General features: G+C 56.2%; 19 protein-coding genes. 9 read left to right on the forward strand and 10 right to left on the reverse strand.

Going from position 1 to position 18,143, the window contains the following annotated elements; translation table 11 throughout:
• Nucleotides 1–40 precede the first annotated feature (40 nt).
• The gene (gene nfsA, locus DAI21_RS19475) at nt 41–763 is read right to left on the reverse strand and encodes a nitroreductase NfsA (protein WP_100777052.1); all 723 of its coding nucleotides are present in this window, start codon (nt 761–763) and stop codon (nt 41–43) included.
• Nucleotides 764–950: 187 nt separating this feature from the next.
• On the opposite strand from nfsA, the gene DAI21_RS19480 reads away from it, so the two are divergent.
• Nucleotides 951–1,220, forward strand: coding sequence for a GrxA family glutaredoxin (locus DAI21_RS19480; RefSeq protein WP_095281388.1), 270 nt, complete (start codon nt 951–953; stop codon nt 1,218–1,220).
• A gap of 29 nt (nt 1,221–1,249) precedes the next feature.
• Here DAI21_RS19480 and DAI21_RS19485 read toward each other — a convergent pair whose 3' ends face one another.
• Complete coding sequence (locus tag DAI21_RS19485; RefSeq protein ID WP_107703957.1) at nt 1,250–1,621, reverse strand: inner membrane protein YbjM; 372 nt, start codon at nt 1,619–1,621, stop codon at nt 1,250–1,252.
• Nucleotides 1,622–1,898: 277 nt separating this feature from the next.
• Between DAI21_RS19485 and DAI21_RS19490 the strand changes: the two genes are divergently transcribed.
• The gene (locus DAI21_RS19490; RefSeq protein WP_100777054.1) at nt 1,899–3,584 is read left to right on the forward strand and encodes an aspartate:alanine antiporter; all 1,686 of its coding nucleotides are present in this window, start codon (nt 1,899–1,901) and stop codon (nt 3,582–3,584) included.
• A gap of 346 nt (nt 3,585–3,930) precedes the next feature.
• Nucleotides 3,931–4,488 carry an SDR family oxidoreductase gene (locus tag DAI21_RS19495; protein WP_107703958.1) on the forward strand — a complete coding sequence of 186 codons (558 nt, stop codon included), beginning with the start codon at nt 3,931–3,933 and terminating at the stop codon, nt 4,486–4,488.
• A 2-nt stretch (nt 4,489–4,490) separates the two neighbouring features.
• On the opposite strand, the gene DAI21_RS19500 is transcribed toward DAI21_RS19495, so the two are convergent.
• Nucleotides 4,491–5,033 carry a TetR/AcrR family transcriptional regulator gene (locus DAI21_RS19500; protein ID WP_100777056.1) on the reverse strand — a complete coding sequence of 181 codons (543 nt, stop codon included), beginning with the start codon at nt 5,031–5,033 and terminating at the stop codon, nt 4,491–4,493.
• Between the two features lie 80 nt (nt 5,034–5,113).
• On the opposite strand from DAI21_RS19500, the gene DAI21_RS19505 reads away from it, so the two are divergent.
• The gene (locus tag DAI21_RS19505; protein WP_107703959.1) at nt 5,114–6,328 is read left to right on the forward strand and encodes an MFS transporter; all 1,215 of its coding nucleotides are present in this window, start codon (nt 5,114–5,116) and stop codon (nt 6,326–6,328) included.
• A complete protein-coding gene (locus DAI21_RS19510) occupies nt 6,318–7,130 on the forward strand; it encodes a Cof-type HAD-IIB family hydrolase (protein WP_107703960.1) in 813 nt (270 codons plus the stop codon). Before DAI21_RS19505 ends, DAI21_RS19510 begins: the two co-directional genes overlap by 11 nt.
• Nucleotides 7,131–7,172: 42 nt before the next feature.
• Here DAI21_RS19510 and DAI21_RS19515 read toward each other — a convergent pair whose 3' ends face one another.
• Nucleotides 7,173–8,402 carry an MFS transporter gene (locus DAI21_RS19515; RefSeq protein ID WP_102105170.1) on the reverse strand — a complete coding sequence of 410 codons (1,230 nt, stop codon included), beginning with the start codon at nt 8,400–8,402 and terminating at the stop codon, nt 7,173–7,175.
• A gap of 167 nt (nt 8,403–8,569) precedes the next feature.
• Here DAI21_RS19515 and DAI21_RS19520 point away from each other — a divergent pair, with 167 nt between their 5' ends.
• The 3 genes from DAI21_RS19520 (at nt 8,570) to deoR (ending at nt 10,739) form a co-directional block, all read left to right on the forward strand.
• Nucleotides 8,570–9,298 (forward strand): phosphatase PAP2 family protein, encoded by a 729-nt coding sequence (locus tag DAI21_RS19520; RefSeq protein WP_107703961.1) that lies wholly within the window; start codon nt 8,570–8,572, stop codon nt 9,296–9,298.
• A gap of 6 nt (nt 9,299–9,304) precedes the next feature.
• On the forward strand, nt 9,305–9,913 hold the full coding sequence (ybjG, locus tag DAI21_RS19525) for an undecaprenyl-diphosphate phosphatase (protein WP_107703962.1): 609 nt from the start codon (nt 9,305–9,307) through the stop codon (nt 9,911–9,913).
• A gap of 67 nt (nt 9,914–9,980) precedes the next feature.
• Entirely contained in the window at nt 9,981–10,739 is a 759-nt protein-coding gene (gene deoR, locus DAI21_RS19530; RefSeq protein ID WP_102105172.1) for a DNA-binding transcriptional repressor DeoR, read from the forward strand.
• Between the two features lie 119 nt (nt 10,740–10,858).
• On the opposite strand, the gene dacC is transcribed toward deoR, so the two are convergent.
• On the reverse strand, nt 10,859–12,064 hold the full coding sequence (gene dacC, locus DAI21_RS19535; RefSeq protein ID WP_100780743.1) for a serine-type D-Ala-D-Ala carboxypeptidase: 1,206 nt from the start codon (nt 12,062–12,064) through the stop codon (nt 10,859–10,861).
• Nucleotides 12,065–12,322: 258 nt separating this feature from the next.
• Here dacC and DAI21_RS19540 point away from each other — a divergent pair, with 258 nt between their 5' ends.
• Nucleotides 12,323–12,949, forward strand: a complete 627-nt coding sequence (locus DAI21_RS19540; RefSeq protein WP_107703963.1) for a glutathione S-transferase family protein — start codon at nt 12,323–12,325, stop codon at nt 12,947–12,949.
• Here the strand turns inward: DAI21_RS19540 and DAI21_RS19545 are convergent, their stop codons facing one another.
• The 5 genes from DAI21_RS19545 to gsiB all read right to left on the reverse strand — a co-directional run bounded on the left by DAI21_RS19545 (nt 12,950) and on the right by gsiB (nt 18,112).
• Nucleotides 12,950–14,068, reverse strand: a complete 1,119-nt coding sequence (locus tag DAI21_RS19545) for a PQQ-dependent sugar dehydrogenase (RefSeq protein ID WP_107703964.1) — start codon at nt 14,066–14,068, stop codon at nt 12,950–12,952.
• Between the two features lie 108 nt (nt 14,069–14,176).
• Entirely contained in the window at nt 14,177–14,560 is a 384-nt protein-coding gene (bssR, locus tag DAI21_RS19550; protein WP_100777065.1) for a biofilm formation regulator BssR, read from the reverse strand.
• Nucleotides 14,561–14,691: 131 nt separating this feature from the next.
• Nucleotides 14,692–15,603: a glutathione ABC transporter permease GsiD gene (gene gsiD / locus DAI21_RS19555; protein WP_095281372.1), complete on the reverse strand. Its 912-nt coding sequence runs from the start codon at nt 15,601–15,603 to the stop codon at nt 14,692–14,694.
• A gap of 1 nt (nt 15,604) precedes the next feature.
• Nucleotides 15,605–16,525, reverse strand: coding sequence for a glutathione ABC transporter permease GsiC (gsiC, locus tag DAI21_RS19560; protein ID WP_100777066.1), 921 nt, complete (start codon nt 16,523–16,525; stop codon nt 15,605–15,607).
• 48 nt (nt 16,526–16,573) lie between these two features.
• Entirely contained in the window at nt 16,574–18,112 is a 1,539-nt protein-coding gene (gsiB, locus tag DAI21_RS19565) for a glutathione ABC transporter substrate-binding protein GsiB (protein ID WP_107703965.1), read from the reverse strand.
• Nucleotides 18,113–18,143: the final 31 nt, after the last annotated feature.

Here is an 18,143-nt window from a genome sequence, read left to right on the forward strand (position 1 = left end):
CTGCGTATCATACACGCAGGCTGGCACAGGATGAATGGACTTAACGCACAGCCCAGCCCTGTTTATGCAAATAGTCGAGAATAAACGGACGGTTTTCTTTAATGATGGTGCGACGGATGTGATCGCTCCAGGTATCGCGGCGATTATTGCTTCCGCGCGACAGATAGTAGCTGGCGAGTTCTTCGTCATACTGGGCGAGAACCTGCGCATCCACCGGCTGGTAGTGATTTTCGTGCACAAGCATCGCCGCTGGCATACGCGGCTTGAGATCCGGGTTATCTGCCGGCCAGCCGAGGCACAGGCCAAACAGCGGTAAAACATGTTTTGGCAACGCCAGCAGTTCGGTCACGTCGTTGATATTGTTTCGCAGGCCGCCAATGTACACGCCGCCTAATCCCAAGGATTCCGCCGCCGTCAGCGCATTTTGCGCCATCATCGCCGTGTCCACGACGCCAAGCAGCAGCTGTTCCGCCAGGCCCAGTTGGGCATCCGGGCAGATTTGCAGATGGCGGTTGAAGTCGGCACAAAACACCCAAAACTCTGCGGCCTGCGCCACGTGCGGTTGTCCGCCGGTGAGTGTCACCAGCTTTTCACGCATTGCGGGGTCGGTGATACGAATAATCGATGTGCACTGCAAAAAGCTGGAACTGGAAGTGGCTCTCGCGCTGTCCACGATCGCCTCGCGCTCGGCGTCGCTGATTGGCCGATCGGTAAAATGGCGGATGGAACGGTGGGCGCGAATGGTATCAATAGTCGGCGTCATTGGGTCTCTCTTTTGTCTGTCTGAACGCGGTTTGACAGCCAGTATAGGCAAAGAAAAGTGTGATGTAATTGGCAAAACATAGTCTGTAAGTATTAAAGCGACAGGTAAAACCTGCTTTCCATGAGCAAGGGTTATCGGGCACACTAAGCGCCATTCGCCGTCGGGCTTACGTTTTGAGGAGAGAGATATGTTTGCAGTGATTTTTGGACGTCCGGGATGCCCTTACTGCGTCCGCGCTAAAGAACTGGCAGAAAAACTGACCGCCGAGCGCGATGATTTTAACTTCCGTTACGTGGATATCCATGCGGAAGGCATCAGCAAAGCCGATCTGGAAAAAACCGTGGGTAAACCTGTTGAAACTGTTCCGCAGATTTTCCTCGATCAGACGCACATTGGCGGCTTCACCGATTTCGAAGCCTACGCGAAAGAAAATCTGGGACTGTTTGCAGCCCAGTAACGCGATAACGCCCTCTCAGGAGGGCGTTTTTATTTGTGTCGCCAGCGATGCACCAGGCTGCGTACAAACATAAAACAGAGCGCGCCTAACGCACACCAGAAAATCCCGCTCAACAGCCACGCCAGCTCTTGCCATAACGAGCGCGGCGAAACAAAAACGAGACGCATCACCACCAGACATAACGGTGCCGCAAGCATCGCGCCAATCAGCGGTTTGACCACTTCTCCCCCGCGCGAGAGAAAACTCGCCACCACGCCTGGCAAAATGAAAAAGAGTAAACCCAGTTCAGGATGGCCTGATGCCCTGAATGCCCCCTTCACGTGGAAGGCTAAAGAAAGGCATACGGCGATAAACAGTAGAAAACAGCAGACGACACCTGTCCAGTTCCGCTTGATGTTCAAAAATCCTCCTGACTCCATCACTATCGAATACACATTCGTCCAGAGGACGCCCAGTCAGATAATGCAATGTGGCATTCCTTGCCAAAGCTCATAGATTGTTACGCGATCTTTTCTGGCCCTGGATATCTAATACGATTAGACTATCGGCCAGTTATTGTTCTGTGGGATATATTCTGTATGGGCGAAAGGGAGAATCCCTTCACTCACATGGGATAAAACAGTAGCCTAAATCCCCCATTCTTTCAACAGCTTAACGGTAAACAAGAAGTTAGCCTCCGTGAATATAAACGTCGCAGATTTGTTAAATGGGAATTACATCCTGTTATTATTTGTTGTACTGGCACTGGGACTGTGTCTGGGTAAATTACGCCTGGGTTCAGTTCAACTTGGTAATTCCATTGGCGTTTTAGTGGTCTCATTATTATTAGGCCAGCAGCATTTCAGCATTAACACGGATGCGCTTAATCTCGGTTTTATGCTGTTTATTTTTTGTGTTGGCGTGGAAGCAGGGCCGAACTTTTTTTCAATTTTTTTCCGCGATGGCAAAAATTATCTGATGCTGGCGCTGGTGATGGTCGGCAGCGCCCTGGTGATAGCGTTAGGGCTGGGTAAACTGTTTGGCTGGGATATCGGCTTAACCGCCGGGATGCTGGCCGGTTCGATGACTTCGACGCCGGTGCTGGTCGGTGCGGGTGATACGTTGCGCCACTCGGGTATGGAGAGCGGTCAGCTTTCGCTGGCGCTCGACCACCTGAGTCTCGGCTACGCCCTGACCTATCTGATTGGGCTGGTGAGTCTTATCGTCGCCGCGCGTTATTTGCCTAAACTGCAGCATCAGGATCTCCAGACCAGCGCCCAGCAGATTGCGCGCGAGCGCGGTCTGGACACCGACACCAAACGTAAAGTCTATCTGCCCGTCATTCGCGCCTATCGCGTCGGGCCGGAGCTGGTTGCCTGGGCCGACGGCAAAAACCTGCGCGAACTGGGTATCTACCGCCAGACGGGCTGCTATATCGAACGTATCCGCCGTAACGGTATTCTGGCTAACCCGGACGGTGATGCAGTGCTGCAGATGGGGGATGATATCGCCCTGGTCGGCTACCCGGACGCGCACGCGCGCCTTGACCCGAGTTTCCGTAACGGTAAAGAGGTGTTCGACCGCGACCTGCTCGACATGCGTATCGTCACGGAAGAGATTGTGGTGAAAAACCATAACGCCGTCGGGCGTCGTCTGGCACAGCTGAAGCTGACGGATCACGGCTGCTTCCTGAACCGGGTCATCCGCAGCCAGATTGAGATGCCCATTGACGATAACGTCGTGCTGAACAAAGGCGACGTTCTCCAGGTCAGCGGCGACGCGCGCCGCGTGAAAACCGTTGCCGACCGCATCGGCTTTATCTCCATTCACAGCCAGGTTACCGACCTGCTCGCCTTCTGCGCCTTCTTTATTGTCGGCCTGATGATTGGGATGATTACCTTCCAGTTCAGCAACTTTAGCTTCGGCGTGGGTAACGCTGCGGGTTTGTTGTTCGCCGGGATCATGCTCGGCTTCCTGCGAGCCAACCACCCGACCTTCGGCTATATCCCGCAGGGCGCGCTGAACATGGTGAAAGAGTTCGGCCTGATGGTCTTTATGGCGGGCGTGGGTTTGAGCGCAGGCAGCGGCATCGGACACAGTCTGGGTGCCGTCGGCTGGCAGATGCTGGTCGCCGGGTTGATCGTCAGCCTGCTGCCGGTGGTGATCTGCTTCCTGTTCGGCGCTTACGTGCTGCGCATGAACCGCGCAATGCTGTTTGGCGCCATGATGGGCGCGCGCACCTGTGCACCGGCGATGGAAATCATTAGCGACACCGCCCGCAGCAACATCCCGGCGCTGGGCTACGCAGGCACGTACGCCATCGCCAACGTCCTGCTGACGCTTGCCGGTACGCTGATCATCATTATCTGGCCCGCGCTCGGATAACTCTGAAGTTTGCGCATCACCGAATTATTTTCGCGATGCGCAGAACTTTTTGTATATGAGGCAGTCATAACTATTGCCACTGCTTTTCTTTGATGTCCCCCATTTTGTGGAGCCCATCAACCCCGCCATTTTGGTTCAAGGTTGATGGGTTTTTTGTTGCCTGAAATTCACAGCCATGTCAAATCAGCTCCGTCACCCTACTTTCCTGCGCCATCAATATCACCGTCGCACTAGCACCATTACCCCATGATATAAGCAGTACCAGGTTCCTGTTTCGTCCGCTTGCCCCTACCCCATTTGTACCCATACTTTGAACTATCCCTGCCTCTTTAATTGAGAAAAGGCCATGCTGATGAAAACCAAAACCGTTGTCATTTTCGGTGCAAGCGGCGCGATAGGTAGCGAAACCGCGCGAGTAATGGCGCGAGAGGGAGCGCATATATTTCTCGTCGCCCGGAATCGGGATAAGCTGGAGCGCGTGGCTAACGACATCCGTTCTGCTGGTGGAATCGCTGAATCACGTGTTATCGACGTCCTTGATGAACGTTCTGTTCTTGAGCAAACCGCGAAACTGGCAGAGCAGACCGGCGGCATTGAGGCGTTCGTTAACGCGCTCGCCAGCGAACTGGGGCCGAAGAACATCCGCGTTACGGGCGTGCGCTCTCATGCCATCAGCGGCGCGGTTCAGGCGGGTTCTTACACAGGAGAGTTGTTCGCGATAAAAGCGCAGTCGATGGGAGTGACGGTCGAGCAGTTTATGGAAGGTGCCGCGCAAAGCACAATGCTCAAGCGGCTGCCAACCCTGCCACAGGTGGCCGGTGTGATTGCATTTTTGGCCTCTGAACATGCCCGAGCGATGACCGCGACGATGGTCAACGTGACGGCGGGTGCGACCCTCGGCTAATGCTAAAATCCTGCGATGCGCCTCACCATCGCCCTGATCTCTTCGCGTGACAGCGGCTCCCGGTCCGTCACAAAATGCAGGGTCATGCCCTCGATAAACGCATCGAGCGCACGCGTCGTCACCGGGTCAAACCACTGCTCAAGCGTGCTCTGGCTGGTTTGCATCCAGTCCTGCATCACTTTTTTTAGCGCCGGTTTACGGCTCATCAGCGCATACAGCTGGTACATCAGCTCCATATTATGCGGCGTGGTCACTTCTGAGCTGTGGATCAGCGTGGTGATCGCTTCACAGGCCATTTCAGGGCCGGTAACACCGGCAAAAAATTCGCGGTATTGCAGCGACATTTGCTGGGTAAAGCCGGTGAACGCCTCTTCGAGCAGCGAGTCTATCCCGTCGAAATAATAGGTCATCGACCCCAGCGGCACACCCGCGCAGCTGGCGATTTTACGGTGCGTCACGGCATTGATGCCATGCTCTGCAATGGACTCCAGGGTGGCCTGAAGAATCCGCTCCCGACGCTGCGGATCGTTTGGTCGTCTGCTCATATTTTCCCCTTTCGGTTTGTGTACAAATGTACACAAACTTGCTAGTGTTGTCGCTAGTGTTGTACTTCTGGTGCTCCTCAATGACGTTGATCTCTCCCCGTAAAGCCCTCCAGCGCCGCCTGTGGGCACTGTTTATGTTCTTTTTCATCCCCGGATTGCTGATGGCGTCCTGGGCGACGCGCACCCCCGCGATCCGCGATATTCTGTCGGTCTCGACGGCAGAAATGGGCATCGTGCTGTTTGGTCTGTCGATCGGTTCGATGAGCGGTATTCTCTGCTCGGCATGGCTGGTAAAGCGCTTTGGTACGCGTAAAGTGATTCGTACCACCATGTGCAGCGCCGTGGTCGGCATGCTGATCCTCAGCGCCGCCCTGTGGTTTGCATCGCCGGTAATGTTTGCCTTTGGTCTGATGGTCTTTGGTGGCAGCTTTGGCGCAGCAGAAGTGGCGATTAACGTTGAAGGCGCCGCCGTCGAGCGCGAGCTGAATAAAACCGTTCTGCCGATGATGCACGGCTTCTACAGCCTCGGCACGCTGGCCGGTGCCGGTGTGGGCATGGCGTTGACCGCTTTTGGTACCGCCGCGAGCCTGCACATTTTACTGGCGGCGCTTATCTGTATTGTGCCGATTTTGACCGGTATTACTTTCATTCCTGACGGCACGGGCAAAAACAGCGCGGAAGAGCAAAAGTCGACCGAGAAAGGGTTACCTTTTTATCGCGATATGCAGCTGATGCTGATTGGCGTAGTGGTGCTGGCGATGGCGTTTGCCGAAGGCTCCGCGAACGACTGGCTGCCGCTGCTGATGGTCGATGGCCACGGTTTTAGCCCTACCTCAGGTTCACTGATCTACGCCGGGTTTACCCTCGGGATGACCGTCGGGCGCTTTACCGGCGGCTGGTTTATCGATCGTTACAGCCGCGTAGCCGTGGTGCGCGCCAGCGCGATGATGGGTGCGCTCGGTATCGCGCTGATTATTTTTGTCGACGTGGACTGGATCGCCGGTGTTTCGGTCATTCTGTGGGGCGCCGGTGCGTCACTCGGATTCCCGCTCACCATTTCTGCCGCCAGCGATACCGGCCCGGACGCCCCGACGCGCGTCAGCGTGGTTGCCACCACCGGCTATCTCGCCTTCCTGGTCGGCCCGCCGCTGCTCGGGTTCCTCGGCGAACATTACGGGTTACGCAGCGCCATGCTGGTGGTGTTAGCCCTGGTCATTGTCGCCGCGCTGGTCGCAAAAGCCGTGGCAAAACCTACAACACAAGATTCAGCAATGGAGAAGGGATATGAGCGTTAAGTTAATCGCCGTCGACATGGATGGAACCTTCCTGAGCGACGACAAAACCTATAACCGCGAGCGCTTTCTGGCGCAGTATGCGCGCATGAAGGCGCAAGATATTCGCTTTGTGGTTGCCAGCGGGAATCAGTATTACCAGCTCATCTCCTTTTTCCCGGAGATTGCCGATGAGATTGCTTTTGTCGCCGAAAACGGCGGCTGGGTGGTGAACGCTCGCGAAGATGTGTTTAATGGTGAACTCACCAAAAGCCAGTTCGACACCGTGGCGCGTTTTCTCTGCTCTCTGCCGGAAGTGGAAGTGATCGCCTGCGGGAAGAGCAGCGCCTATACCCTGAAATCTTACGACGACAGCCTCAAAGAGATGGCAGCGAAGTATTACCATCGTCTGGAAATGGTTGATAACTTTGACCATCTTGACGACATCTTCTTCAAATTTGGGCTGAATCTGCCGGACAGCGAAATCCCGCGCGTGCAGGCGATGATCCATCAGGAACTGAGCGACATTATGGTTCCGGTCACCACCGGCCATGGCAATATCGATCTGATAATTCCAGGCGTGCACAAGGCGAACGGGCTGCGTATTTTGCAGCAGCACTGGGGTATCGACGATAGCGAAGTGGTGGCGTTTGGCGACAGCGGGAATGACGTTGAGATGCTGCGTCAGGCGGGCTTTAGCTTTGCGATGGCAAACGCCAAGCCGCATATCAAAGCCGTGGCGCGTTTCGAAGCGCCGCACAATAACGACGAAGGCGTGCTGGACGTGATCGAAAAAGCGTTGAACGGGGAAGCGCCGTTTAACTAGCGCGCGAATTGCCCGGTAAGCGTAACGTCACCGGGCAACAACTTACTGTAACGCGCTACCGACGCGTTTATCTTTCAGGAACATCACCATCAGCCCCAGCCACAGCACGCCATTGGCGAGGTTAAACAGGCTGAACAGCCCGTTACCGCCAAAGCTGTAGGCGTGTTTACTGACTTCAATGCCCACGGTAAAGATCAGCATCTGCAGCATCCCCATTGCGGCGGATACGGTGCCTTTACTCATCTCGCTGGCAAACAGCGTCAGGCGCACCAGCCCGGCATTCGCCAGCCCAATCCCAAAGGCATAAATACTCAGCCCGGCTGTCATCCACAGATAGGCGTGTGAAGAGGCGACGGTCGCAACCGCTGCAACCACCAGCCCGGCCACAATCGGCCAGCCGCCCATAATGATCAGCGAACGCACGCTACGACGGGAAGTGAGGCGTGCCAGCACCAGGTTACCGATAATCAGCGCGCCAAAAACAGGCACCTGCAGTAGACCGTATTCGTAGCTACTGAGCTTCTCACCGCTAATAATAATGACCGGTGACTGGGCAATCCACGCCAGCAGCGGCAGGCTGACAAACCCGGTCGCCAGCGCGCCCGCCACAAAGCGGCCATTTCTGAGCACCTCTTTGTAGTCGCGCCCCAGCTCTTTAAGGGACAGTTTTTCGCCCAGTCGAGTGGCGGTCTCTGGCATTGCGCGGTGCAAGCCGAAGAACGAAATCGCCGCCAATGCCGCGAACAGCACAAACATCCCTTCCCACGGCGCAACGTGCACCCACGCCGCGCCCACCAGCGGGCCGAGCAGCGGCGCAATCAGCGCCACGTTCGCCATCAGGGCGGTGATTTTGATACACACCGCCTCCTCAAAGGACTCCTGAATAGCGGCATACCCCACGGCGCCGATAAAGCACAGGCTCACCCCCTGCAAGAATCGCAGCAGTGTGAATTGTTCAATCGTTTGTGCCAGCAGAATGGCGAGGCAGGTGACGATAAACCACACCACGCCAGTCAGCATCACCGGGCGACGGCCAATGCGATCCGACAGCGGCCCCAGCAGCCACTGCAAAAACATGCCGCCAGCCAGATAGGCGGTCATGGATGTCGGTACCCACTCGATCCCGGCGTTGTACTGCTCCACCACGGCCAGCATACCCGGCTGGATCATATCATTGCCGATATAGGTGGAGAATTCGTAAAGCACCAGACACAGAGGGAAAAGTAACGCCTGACGACCCAGACGGTTACCGGAAGAAGAACGGTTTAACATGCAGTCTCTTTTTGATGAAAAAATCGCGATGAGTTTAATGAAATGCCCGGTCGCGAGATAGTGAATTATCGAAGATAAACAGAAATAAAGCACATATCGTCGTCGTTTAAGGTTTCCTTAAGTTGACACCTTTATGATGGGCCTATTTCCCGTCAATGAACGTCATTATGGCTCAACATACTGCCCCTTCGGATTTATCTAAGTCACCGACAACTAAGATAAAACCCCTTTACCGTTTACCGGTGCGCTTTTATGGTTATCAGCTTTTCGCGCTACTGCTGATGGCGGTGCTGTTTACCTGGCTTTCGCGCGATGAGACGCTCGACCGCTGGATCACGGGTTTCTGGTATGACGCCGCCAGCCACCATTTCCCGCTGCAGCAAAACGCGCTGCTGGATCTGCTGAACCATCGACTAGCGAAGTACGTTGCGATTGCGACGGCGGCCGTGGCGCTGATTTATGGTGCCTTTCGTCGCAACATGCCGCTGGTCACCGGAGCGTTGCTAATGGGCCTTGGCACCCTGGTGGTCGGTGTGCTGAAAAGTACCAGCCACCACAGCTGTCCGTGGGATCTGCTGGAGTACGGCGGCAAAGCGGTTTCGTATCCGCTGTTTAGCAGTACGCCTGATGGCAGCGGCCCCGGTCGTTGCTTCCCTGGCGGGCACGCATCGAGCGGCTTTATGGTGATGGGACTGTTTTTCGCCTTCTGGCGCGAGCGCCCTCGTCTGGCGTGGTGTTTTGTGGCGCTGGGTGCGGTGGCGGGCCTGACGATGGGCTTCGGCCAGGTCATGCGCGGTGCCCATTTCTTCTCTCACAACCTGTGGGCAGGTTGGTGGGTTTGGTTTTCTCAGGTCGTGGCTTACGGCCTTGTTTCTGCCTGGTTTGCAAAAGAGTGAGTTGGAATGCTAGAGAATCTCAATTACGGACTGTTTTATCTGGTTAATGCCACCCCGGCGTCACCGGAGTGGATGATTATGTTTGCCAAATTTGTGGCAAAGGATCTGATTAACATCGTGCCTTTGCTGATCGCGATACTCTGGCTGTGGGGGCCGCGCAAGCAGGTCAGCGCGCAGCGTCAGCTGGTGATAAAGGTGGCGATGGCGCTGGCGGTTAGCATGACCGCCTCCTGGACGCTGGGGCATCTGTTCCCGCACGACCGTCCATTTGTCGATCATATCGGTTCGAACTTCCTGCACCATGCGGCTGACGACTCCTTCCCGAGCGATCACGGTACCGTGATTTTCACCTTCGCACTGGCCTTTTTGTTCTGGCACCGCGTCTGGTCGGGCGTGGTTCTGATGGCGATCGCACTCGGCATTGCCTGGTCGCGCGTCTATCTCGGCGTCCACTGGCCGCTGGATATGCTGGGCGGTTTGCTGGTCGGAATGATGGGCTGCCTGAGCGCACAAATCCTGTGGAATATCATGGGACAGCAGATTTATCGCGGGCTGCAGCGCGTCTACCGTATCTGCTTTGCTCTCCCGATCCGCAAAGGCTGGATACGTGACTAATCCCGGTCCGACAGGTTACACTTGAACCCCCACATTGTGGGGGTTCACCTTTTCGCCCCGAGGATCTATGGAAACACGACGCGACGACCGCATCTCCCAGCTGCTGCAAGCCCTGAAGCGCAGCGATAAGCTGCATCTTAAAGAAGCTGCCACTCTGCTCGGCGTTTCCGAGATGACCATCCGTCGCGACCTGAACAGCGAGAGTGCCCCCGTGGTGCTGCTCGGCGGCTATATCGTGCTGGAGCCACGCAGCGGCAGCCACTATCTGCTGAGCGATCAAAAAACCCGCCTGGTTGAGGAAAAACGCAAAGCCGCACGGCTGGCCGCCTCCCTCGTGCAACCGCATCAGACCCTGTTTTTCGACTGCGGCACCACCACACCATGGATTATCGAAGCCATTGATAACGCGCTGCCGTTCACGGCGGTGTGCTACTCCCTGAATACCTTTCTGGCCCTCCAGGAGAAACCTGAGTGTCGGGTGATCCTCTGCGGCGGTGAGTTTCACGCCAGCAACGCCATTTTCAAACCGTTGAATCTTCAGGACACCCTGAGCAATCTCTGTCCGGATATCGCCTTTTACTCAGCGGCAGGCGTGAGCGTGCGCCAGGGCGCAACCTGTTTTAACCTCGAAGAGTTAACGGTGAAGCATTGGGCGATGAACGCCGCGCAGTATCATGTGCTGGTGGTGGATCACAGCAAATTTGGCAAAGTGCGTTCAGCAAGAATGGGCGATCTGGCACGCTTTGATGCGATTGTCAGCGACTGCCGCCCGGATGACGAGCTGGTCGCACACGCCAAAGCGCAGCAGATTAAATTGATGTACTGAGTGGGGGGTTTTGCCGGACTTGGCCGCCAGCGCGGTCTGATGCTCTCACCCTATCCCTCCCCCGTCGGGGGAGGAGGCAAACACTCAAAAACGATAACCTTGCGGTTATCGTTTTGCTTTTACGAGAACCAGCTACCAAACCACGAGTGGAATTTCATCATCACGAAGTCCCACATCCGGCTGAAGAATCCACCCTCTTCCACCGCTTCCATCACGATCAGCGGACGCTGCTCAATGGATTTGCCGTTAAGCTGGAAATCGATCGTGCCGACCACCTGGCCCTTTTTCAGCGGCGCGGTCAGCTGTGGATCGGTCAGGGTGTAGCTCGCTTTCAGGTTCTTCAGCTGACCACGCGGGATCGTCACAGAACCCGCTTCACCCGCGCCCAGATTCACTTCACTCTTATCGCCGAACCATACGCGCTGGCTGATAAAGGTCGCGTCAGGTTTAATTGGCGTCACCGTTTCGAAGAAGCGGAAGCCCCAGGTCAGCAGTTTTTCGGATTCATTAAAGCGGATGCGGTCGGTTTTGGTGCCGAGCACCACGGAGATCAAACGCATATCGCCCTGGGTCGCAGACGCCACCAGGTTATAGCCTGCGCCGGCCGTGGTGCCAGTTTTCATGCCGTCTACATTCACGTTGCTGCTCCACAGCAGACGGTTGCGGTTCGGCTGGCGGATCTTGTTGAACGTAAACTCTTTCTCTTTATGGATGGCGTATTCATCCGGCACGTCGTGGATCAGCGCTTTGCCCAGCAGCGCCATATCACGGGCGGTACTGAACTGCCCCGGCGCGTCCAGGCCGTGGACCGTTTTGAAGGTGGTTTTGGTCAGGCCGAGCTTTTGCGCGTAACCATTCATCAGGCCGATAAAGGAGTCCTGGCTGCCCGCGACGTAATCCGCCAGCGCGATACAGGCGTCGTTACCCGACTGAATAATCACCCCTTTATTCAGATCCGACACGGAAACCTGGTCACCCGGTTTCAGGAACATCACGGACGAGCCGCGCAGGGCCGGGTTGCCGGTGGCCCAGGCGTCTTTGCCAATGGTCACCATGTCGTCGAGCTTAATTTTGTTTGCTTTGAGCGCCTGCCCGACCACGTAGCTGGTCATGATTTTGGTCAGACTGGCCGGATCGAGCTGTTCGTCCGCGTTGCCTTCCGCCAGCACTTTGCCGCTGGCGTAGTCCATCAGGATCCACGCGCGCGCGTCGACCGGAGGCGCTTCTGGTGCCGCCGTTTCAGCCGCAAAAAGTGTGGGGGAAAACAGGAAAAGCAGTGCGGAGCCTGCCGCCAGGCTGCGCAGAGAAGAAGTTGTATGCGTCATAAATGCCACCCGAGTGTCCTTTCTAAAAAATCACGTCACATCACCGTGTCGCAAGAAGCGATGAGTAATAACGTACTAATGAGTCTAAAGAAACCTAAACCAGGTAAAGTTTTTAAAGTTTACGCAATAACGGGCCGGGGTGCTGTCCCGGATGCGATTTTTTTGTCTTCTGTTGCGTAAATGTTAGGTTTATCTCACCATGTGCAATCGCAGGCTTTGATTCACCACTCAGGTTATTTCACTCATTCAGGAGTCAATATGATTACGCTGTGGGGCAGGAACAATTCAACCAACGTCAAGAAAGTGCTCTGGACGCTGGAAGAGCTGGATTTACCGTTTAACCAGATCATGGCCGGTTTGCAGTTTGGCGTGAATAACGATGCCGAGTATCTGGCGATGAACCCCAACGGACTGGTGCCGCTGCTTCGCGACGATGAAACCGACTTAACCCTGTGGGAATCGAACGCCATTGTGCGCTATCTGGCAGCACAGTACGGGCAAAATCGCCTGTGGGTGGACAATCCTGCCCGCCGTGCCGAGGGCGAAAAATGGATGGATTGGGCAAACCAGACGCTCTCCCCCGCGCACCGCCCGATCCTGATGGGCCTGGTCAGAACCCCCGAAGCCGAGCGTGATTATGCGGCGATCGACGCCGGAAAAGTGGCATGCGAAAAACTGTTTGCCCTGCTGGATGACGCACTCGCGAACCAGCCGTGGCTCTCAGGCTCCGCGTTTGGCGTGGGCGATATTGCTGTCGCGCCGTTTATCTGGAACCTGACCAACATCGGTCTGGAGTGGGGATCGTATCCAAATCTGGAGCGCTGGTTCGCACAACTCAAAACGCGCCCGGCCTTCCAAAAAGCGATCATGATCCCCGTGAGCTAATCACGCCCCGGACGGGCTGACTTTCAACAGTTGCCCGTCTGATTCATCCGTTAATACATACAGATAGCCATCCGGCCCCACCCGCACATCGCGGATGCGGTTGCCTTTATCCCCCAGAATCCGCCCGTCTTCCGTCACCTTATTGCCATCCACACTCAGGACAATCACGTCTTTCTCTTTCAGCGCGCCCACGAACAGTTTGTTTTTCCACTGCGGGAAGACGTCGCTGTTGTAGAACGCCATGCCGCTCACCGCGGGCGATACTTTCCAGACAAACAGCGGCGGCTCTGTGCCTTCGACGTGCTCGCCTTTGGCTTCCGGAATTTTCAGGCCGCTGTAGTTAATGCCGTGCGTCGCCAGCGGCCAGCCGTAGTTTTTGCCTTTTTCAGGGATGTTGATCTCGTCGCCGCCACGCGGGCCGTGCTCGTTCAGCCACAGCGCGTCGGTCCAGGGATTCATCGCCATCCCCTGCGGATTGCGGATGCCGTAGGACCAGATTTCCGGGCGTGCGCCTGCTTTATCGACGAACGGATTATCCGCGGGCACTTTGCCCTGATCCGTCAGGCGTACCACTTTCCCTTGCAGCTTATCCAGATCCTGCGCCGTCGGACGCTGATTGTTTTCACCCAGGCCGATAAACAGATAGCCTTTTCCGTCGAACACCAGTCGCCCGCCGAAGTGATTTCCCGTCGACAGTTTTGGCATCTGGCGGAACACCACCTGGAAGGCCTCGACGCGCGAGAGATCCTCGCTCAGGCGGCCATATCCTACCGCTGTGCCCGCTTTACCATCGTTGCCGACTTCGGCGTAGCTGAGCCAGATGCGGCGCGACTGTTCAAAATCCGGAGCCAGCACCACGTCCAACAAACCGCCCTGCCCGCTATCCCACACTTTCGGTATCCCGACTATCGGATCTGACAGCCCTTTTCCCGCCTGCCAGTGCTTGAGCTGCCCGCCCCTGAGGGTGATCAGCATGCCCTGATTATCCGGCAAAAAGGCCAGCGACCACGGGTGATCGAGTTTAGTTTGCAGCACATCGACGTTGACTGCGCCGGGTGCCGCCATTACGGAAGCGGAGAGAAAGAAGATAGACAGAGGAATCAGCGAAGATCGGCGCATTACGCACTCCTTTTTTCGACGTTTGGCATAAAGAGTAGCCAGGCCGTTCGGGCGCGTGAGCACTTTTACAAAAGCTTAATCAGAAGGGGGAGTCGCCTCCCCCGGAGTTTAGTGCTGATGGAGCGCGGCGTGCTCTTTCAGGCACATAATGCAGAGAGTCAGTGTCGTCAGGGAGTGCTCCAGTTTCTCCGCGCTGACGGCGACAAACGTTGGACAATCATGGTGTCCGGTCATCAGGCATACGGCAGCTTTTGACAACGCGTCAGCCGCGCGTTGCAGGACAAGCTGTTCATCAGCGTCGTAATAATCCCGCAGGATCGGCGCTTTTTCACGCATGTAGTCACACAGTTCAAAACAATTATCGCGCAGATGGTCGCTTTCGCTGACTGACATATACCCTTTTGCCATCCTTAACTGCAGGTATGCCGCAAGGTCAATCCGGGCATTGATCAGCTTGTTCAGTAGATCGCGTTTCAGTCTGTCAACGGACATGCTATTTCCTCCCTTGTCAGCCATTGTGCACGATCAGAATAAGCTCATTTTTTGACCAGATTAATGCGTCAGGTCAATAAATCGCAACTGATTAACATTCTTTACAATGTTACAACGTCCGGCCCTCAGCCCTACCCTTTAATCTTCGGATCCAGTGCGTCGCGCAGGCCGTCACCCAGCAGGTTAAAGGCCAGCACGGTAAAGAAGATCGCGAGGCTTGGGAAGATCGCCACGTGGGGCGCAATCACCATGTCAGCCCGCGCTTCATTGAGCATCGCGCCCCACTCCGGCGTCGGTGGCTGTGCGCCTAATCCCAGGAATGAGAGGCTCGCCGCGGAGATGATCGATACGCCGATACGCATGGTGAAATAGACCACAATGGACGAGACCGTGCCGGGCAGAATATGGTTAAACAAGATGGTCGCATCGCTGGCGCCAATACTGCGCGCCGACTCGATAAACGTCTGCTGCTTCAGCACCAGCGTATTTCCGCGCACCAGACGGGCAAACGCCGGAATGGAAAAGACCGCCACGGCGATGATCACATTAGCCATCCCGCTGCCCATTATTGCGACGACGGCGATCGCCAGCAAAATGCCGGGGAAGGCAAACAGCACGTCGCAGATACGCATGATGATGCGGTCCCACCAGCCTTCGTAGAACCCCGCCAGCAGCCCCAGCACCGTACCGATGGCAGCGCCAATCAGCACCGCGAAAACACCTGCCGCCAGCGAGATTTGTGCGCCGACCAGCACGCGGCTAAAGATATCGCGCCCGAGAGAGTCCACGCCAAACCAGTGCATCATTGACGGGCCATCGTTCAGTCGATCGTAATCGAAGTAGTTTTCGGCATCGAACGGCGTGATCCAGGGTGCCAGAATCGCCACTACGATCAGCAGCAGCACAAACAGTCCAGCGGTCATTGCCACCGGCTGACGACGAAATCGCCGCCAGAACTCCAGCCACGGCGTGCGGATATGGTCCGGTTTTAAGCCCGGCATAGCCTTTAAAATGGCCTGACGACGCCAGTTAAACAATCGCATGTTACTTGTACCTGATAGCCGGGTTAATGGCGGCATAGAGCACATCCACCACTAAGTTGATAAGAATAAATTCCAGTGAAAACAGCAGCACCTCTGCCTGAATCACCGGATAGTCGCGCATGTCGACGGAATCGACCAGCAAACGACCCAGGCCCGGCCAGTTAAAGACCTTCTCCACCACAATCGAACCGCCAAGCAGGAAGCCAAACTGCAGGCCCATCATCGTGACAACCGGAATCATCGAGTTGCGCAGGCCATGCTTGAGGATCACCCACTTTTCGCTCACGCCTTTGGCGCGCGCGGTGCGCATATAGTCTTCACTCAGCACATCGACGAACGAGGCGCGCGTAAATCGCGCCATCACGGCGGCCACCGCTGCGCCTAAGGTGAGCGACGGCAGAATGTAGTGCTTCCACGTATCCGCTCCCACCGTCGGCAGCCAGCCCAGTTCGACAGAGAAGATCTGCATCAGCAGCATCCCCAGCGCAAACGCCGGGAAAGAGATCCCGGTGACGGCCAGTGCCATGCCGAGCTTATCCGGCCAGCGGTTGCGCCAGACGGCGGCGATAATCCCTGCGGCAAGACCAAAAATCATCGCCCAGATCATACTGGCAAGAGTGAGCCAGAACGTCGGCATAAAGCGGCTGGCAATCTCCTCAGAAACCGGACGTCGCGACACCATCGAGATGCCGAAATCGCCCTGCAACACGTTGGTGATGTAGTGCCAGAACTGCACATACAGCGGCCGATCAAGACCCAGCTGCTGGCGCACCATATCGATCACCGTCGCATCCGCCTCCGGCCCGGCGATGAGTCGCGCCGGATCGCCGGGCAGCATATGGACGAACAGAAACACCAGCACCGCCACAATCAGCAGCGTTGGGATCAGCCCCAGCAGGCGTTTAAAAACATAATTCAGCATGCCTTTCCCTCTCATCCCGCAGACTATCGCCTGCGGGAATGAGTTCTGTTATTTCAAATCCGCGTCTTCAAAACTGAAGCCCGTATCCGGCATGATGTAGAACCCGGTCAGCGCCTTGTTGTGGGCGGAAACCAGTTTTTCCACCACCAGCGGCACCCACGGCGACTCTTTCCACAGAATATCCTGAGCATCCTTGTACAGACGCGCTTTCTCGTCGGTTTTGGTGGTTTTCAGGGCATCCGTCAGATCTTTATCCACCTGCGGATTGCTGTAGAACGCGGTGTTGAACTGCGTCGGCGGCCAGTTCTGCGAGGCAAACAGCGGCGAGAGCGCCCAGTCTGCTTCACCCGTTGATGCCGTCCAGCCGGTGTAGAACATGCGCACACCGCTCTCTTTCTGCCCTTTGCCTTCCACTTCCGCCGCACGCTGGCCCGCGTCCATCGCTGTCAGCTGCGCTTTGATGCCCACCTGCGCCAGCTGCTGCTGGGTGAACTGCAGCACTTTCTGCGCGGTGCTGTGATTATGAGATGACCACAGCGTGGTACTAAAGCCGTTCGGGAAACCGGCCTCTTTCAGCAGCTCGCGCGCTTTCGCCGGATCGTATGGCCAGGGTTTATAGCTCTGGGCGTAGGCAATCGACGGCGGCACAATGCCCGTCGCCGGGGTCGCATAGCCCGCAAAAGCCACTTTTACCAGCGCCTGACGGTTAATGGCGTAGTTGATCGCCTCGCGCACTTTTGGATTATCAAACGGCTTTTGCGTCACGTTCATGCTGATGTAGCGCTGCATGATCGACGGGCTGGCCACCAGCTCCAGCTTGCTGTTTTTCTCAAGGATTGCCGCCTGCTCGTAAGGGATCGGGAAAGCAAACTGCGCTTCGCCGGTTTGCAGCATCGCCGCACGGGTGTTGTTGTCGACAACCGGACGCCAGGTGATAGAGTCCAGCTTCGGCAGGCCCTTCTGCCAGTACCCGGCGAATTTCTTCACCTTCACGAAATCGGTCTGATTCCAGGTCACCAGCTCGTACGGCCCGGTGCCGACCGGGTGGAAACCAATCTCTTTGCCGTATTTTTTCAGCGCTTCCGGGGAGATCATCGCCGTCGCCGGGTGCGCCAGAATATTGATAAACGCCGAGAACGGCTCTTTGAGGGTGATTTTCACCGTCGTCGGATCGACGGCCTCGGTGCTGGCGATGTTTTTGTAGAGGTTATAGCGCTTGAGACTGTTTTCTTTATTGCTGGCGCGATCGAGGTTCACCTTCACGGCTTCAGCGTTGAAATCAGTCCCATCCTGGAACTTCACGCCGCTGCGCAGTTTGATGGTGTAGACCAGCCCGTCATCGGAGACGGTATAGCTTTCGGCCAGCACGTTCTTTAGCTTCATCTCTTTATCAAGGCCAAACAGCCCCTGATAGAACGACTTCGCCACCGCCTGCGACAGCGTATCGTTGGCGTCATACGGGTCCAGCGTGGTGAAGTTGGACGCCACGGCGACCACCACATCTTTAGCCGCAAATGCAGGCGTTGCCGCCAGCGCGGCCGTCACGCTCGCGGCTAACAGCCATGAACGAGCAACAAATTTTGTCATTGTATTCTCCTGTTGTTCCCTGTCTGTCAAA

Source organism: Lelliottia sp. WB101 (genome assembly GCF_003051885.1).
Taxonomy (GTDB): domain Bacteria; phylum Pseudomonadota; class Gammaproteobacteria; order Enterobacterales; family Enterobacteriaceae; genus Enterobacter; species Enterobacter nimipressuralis.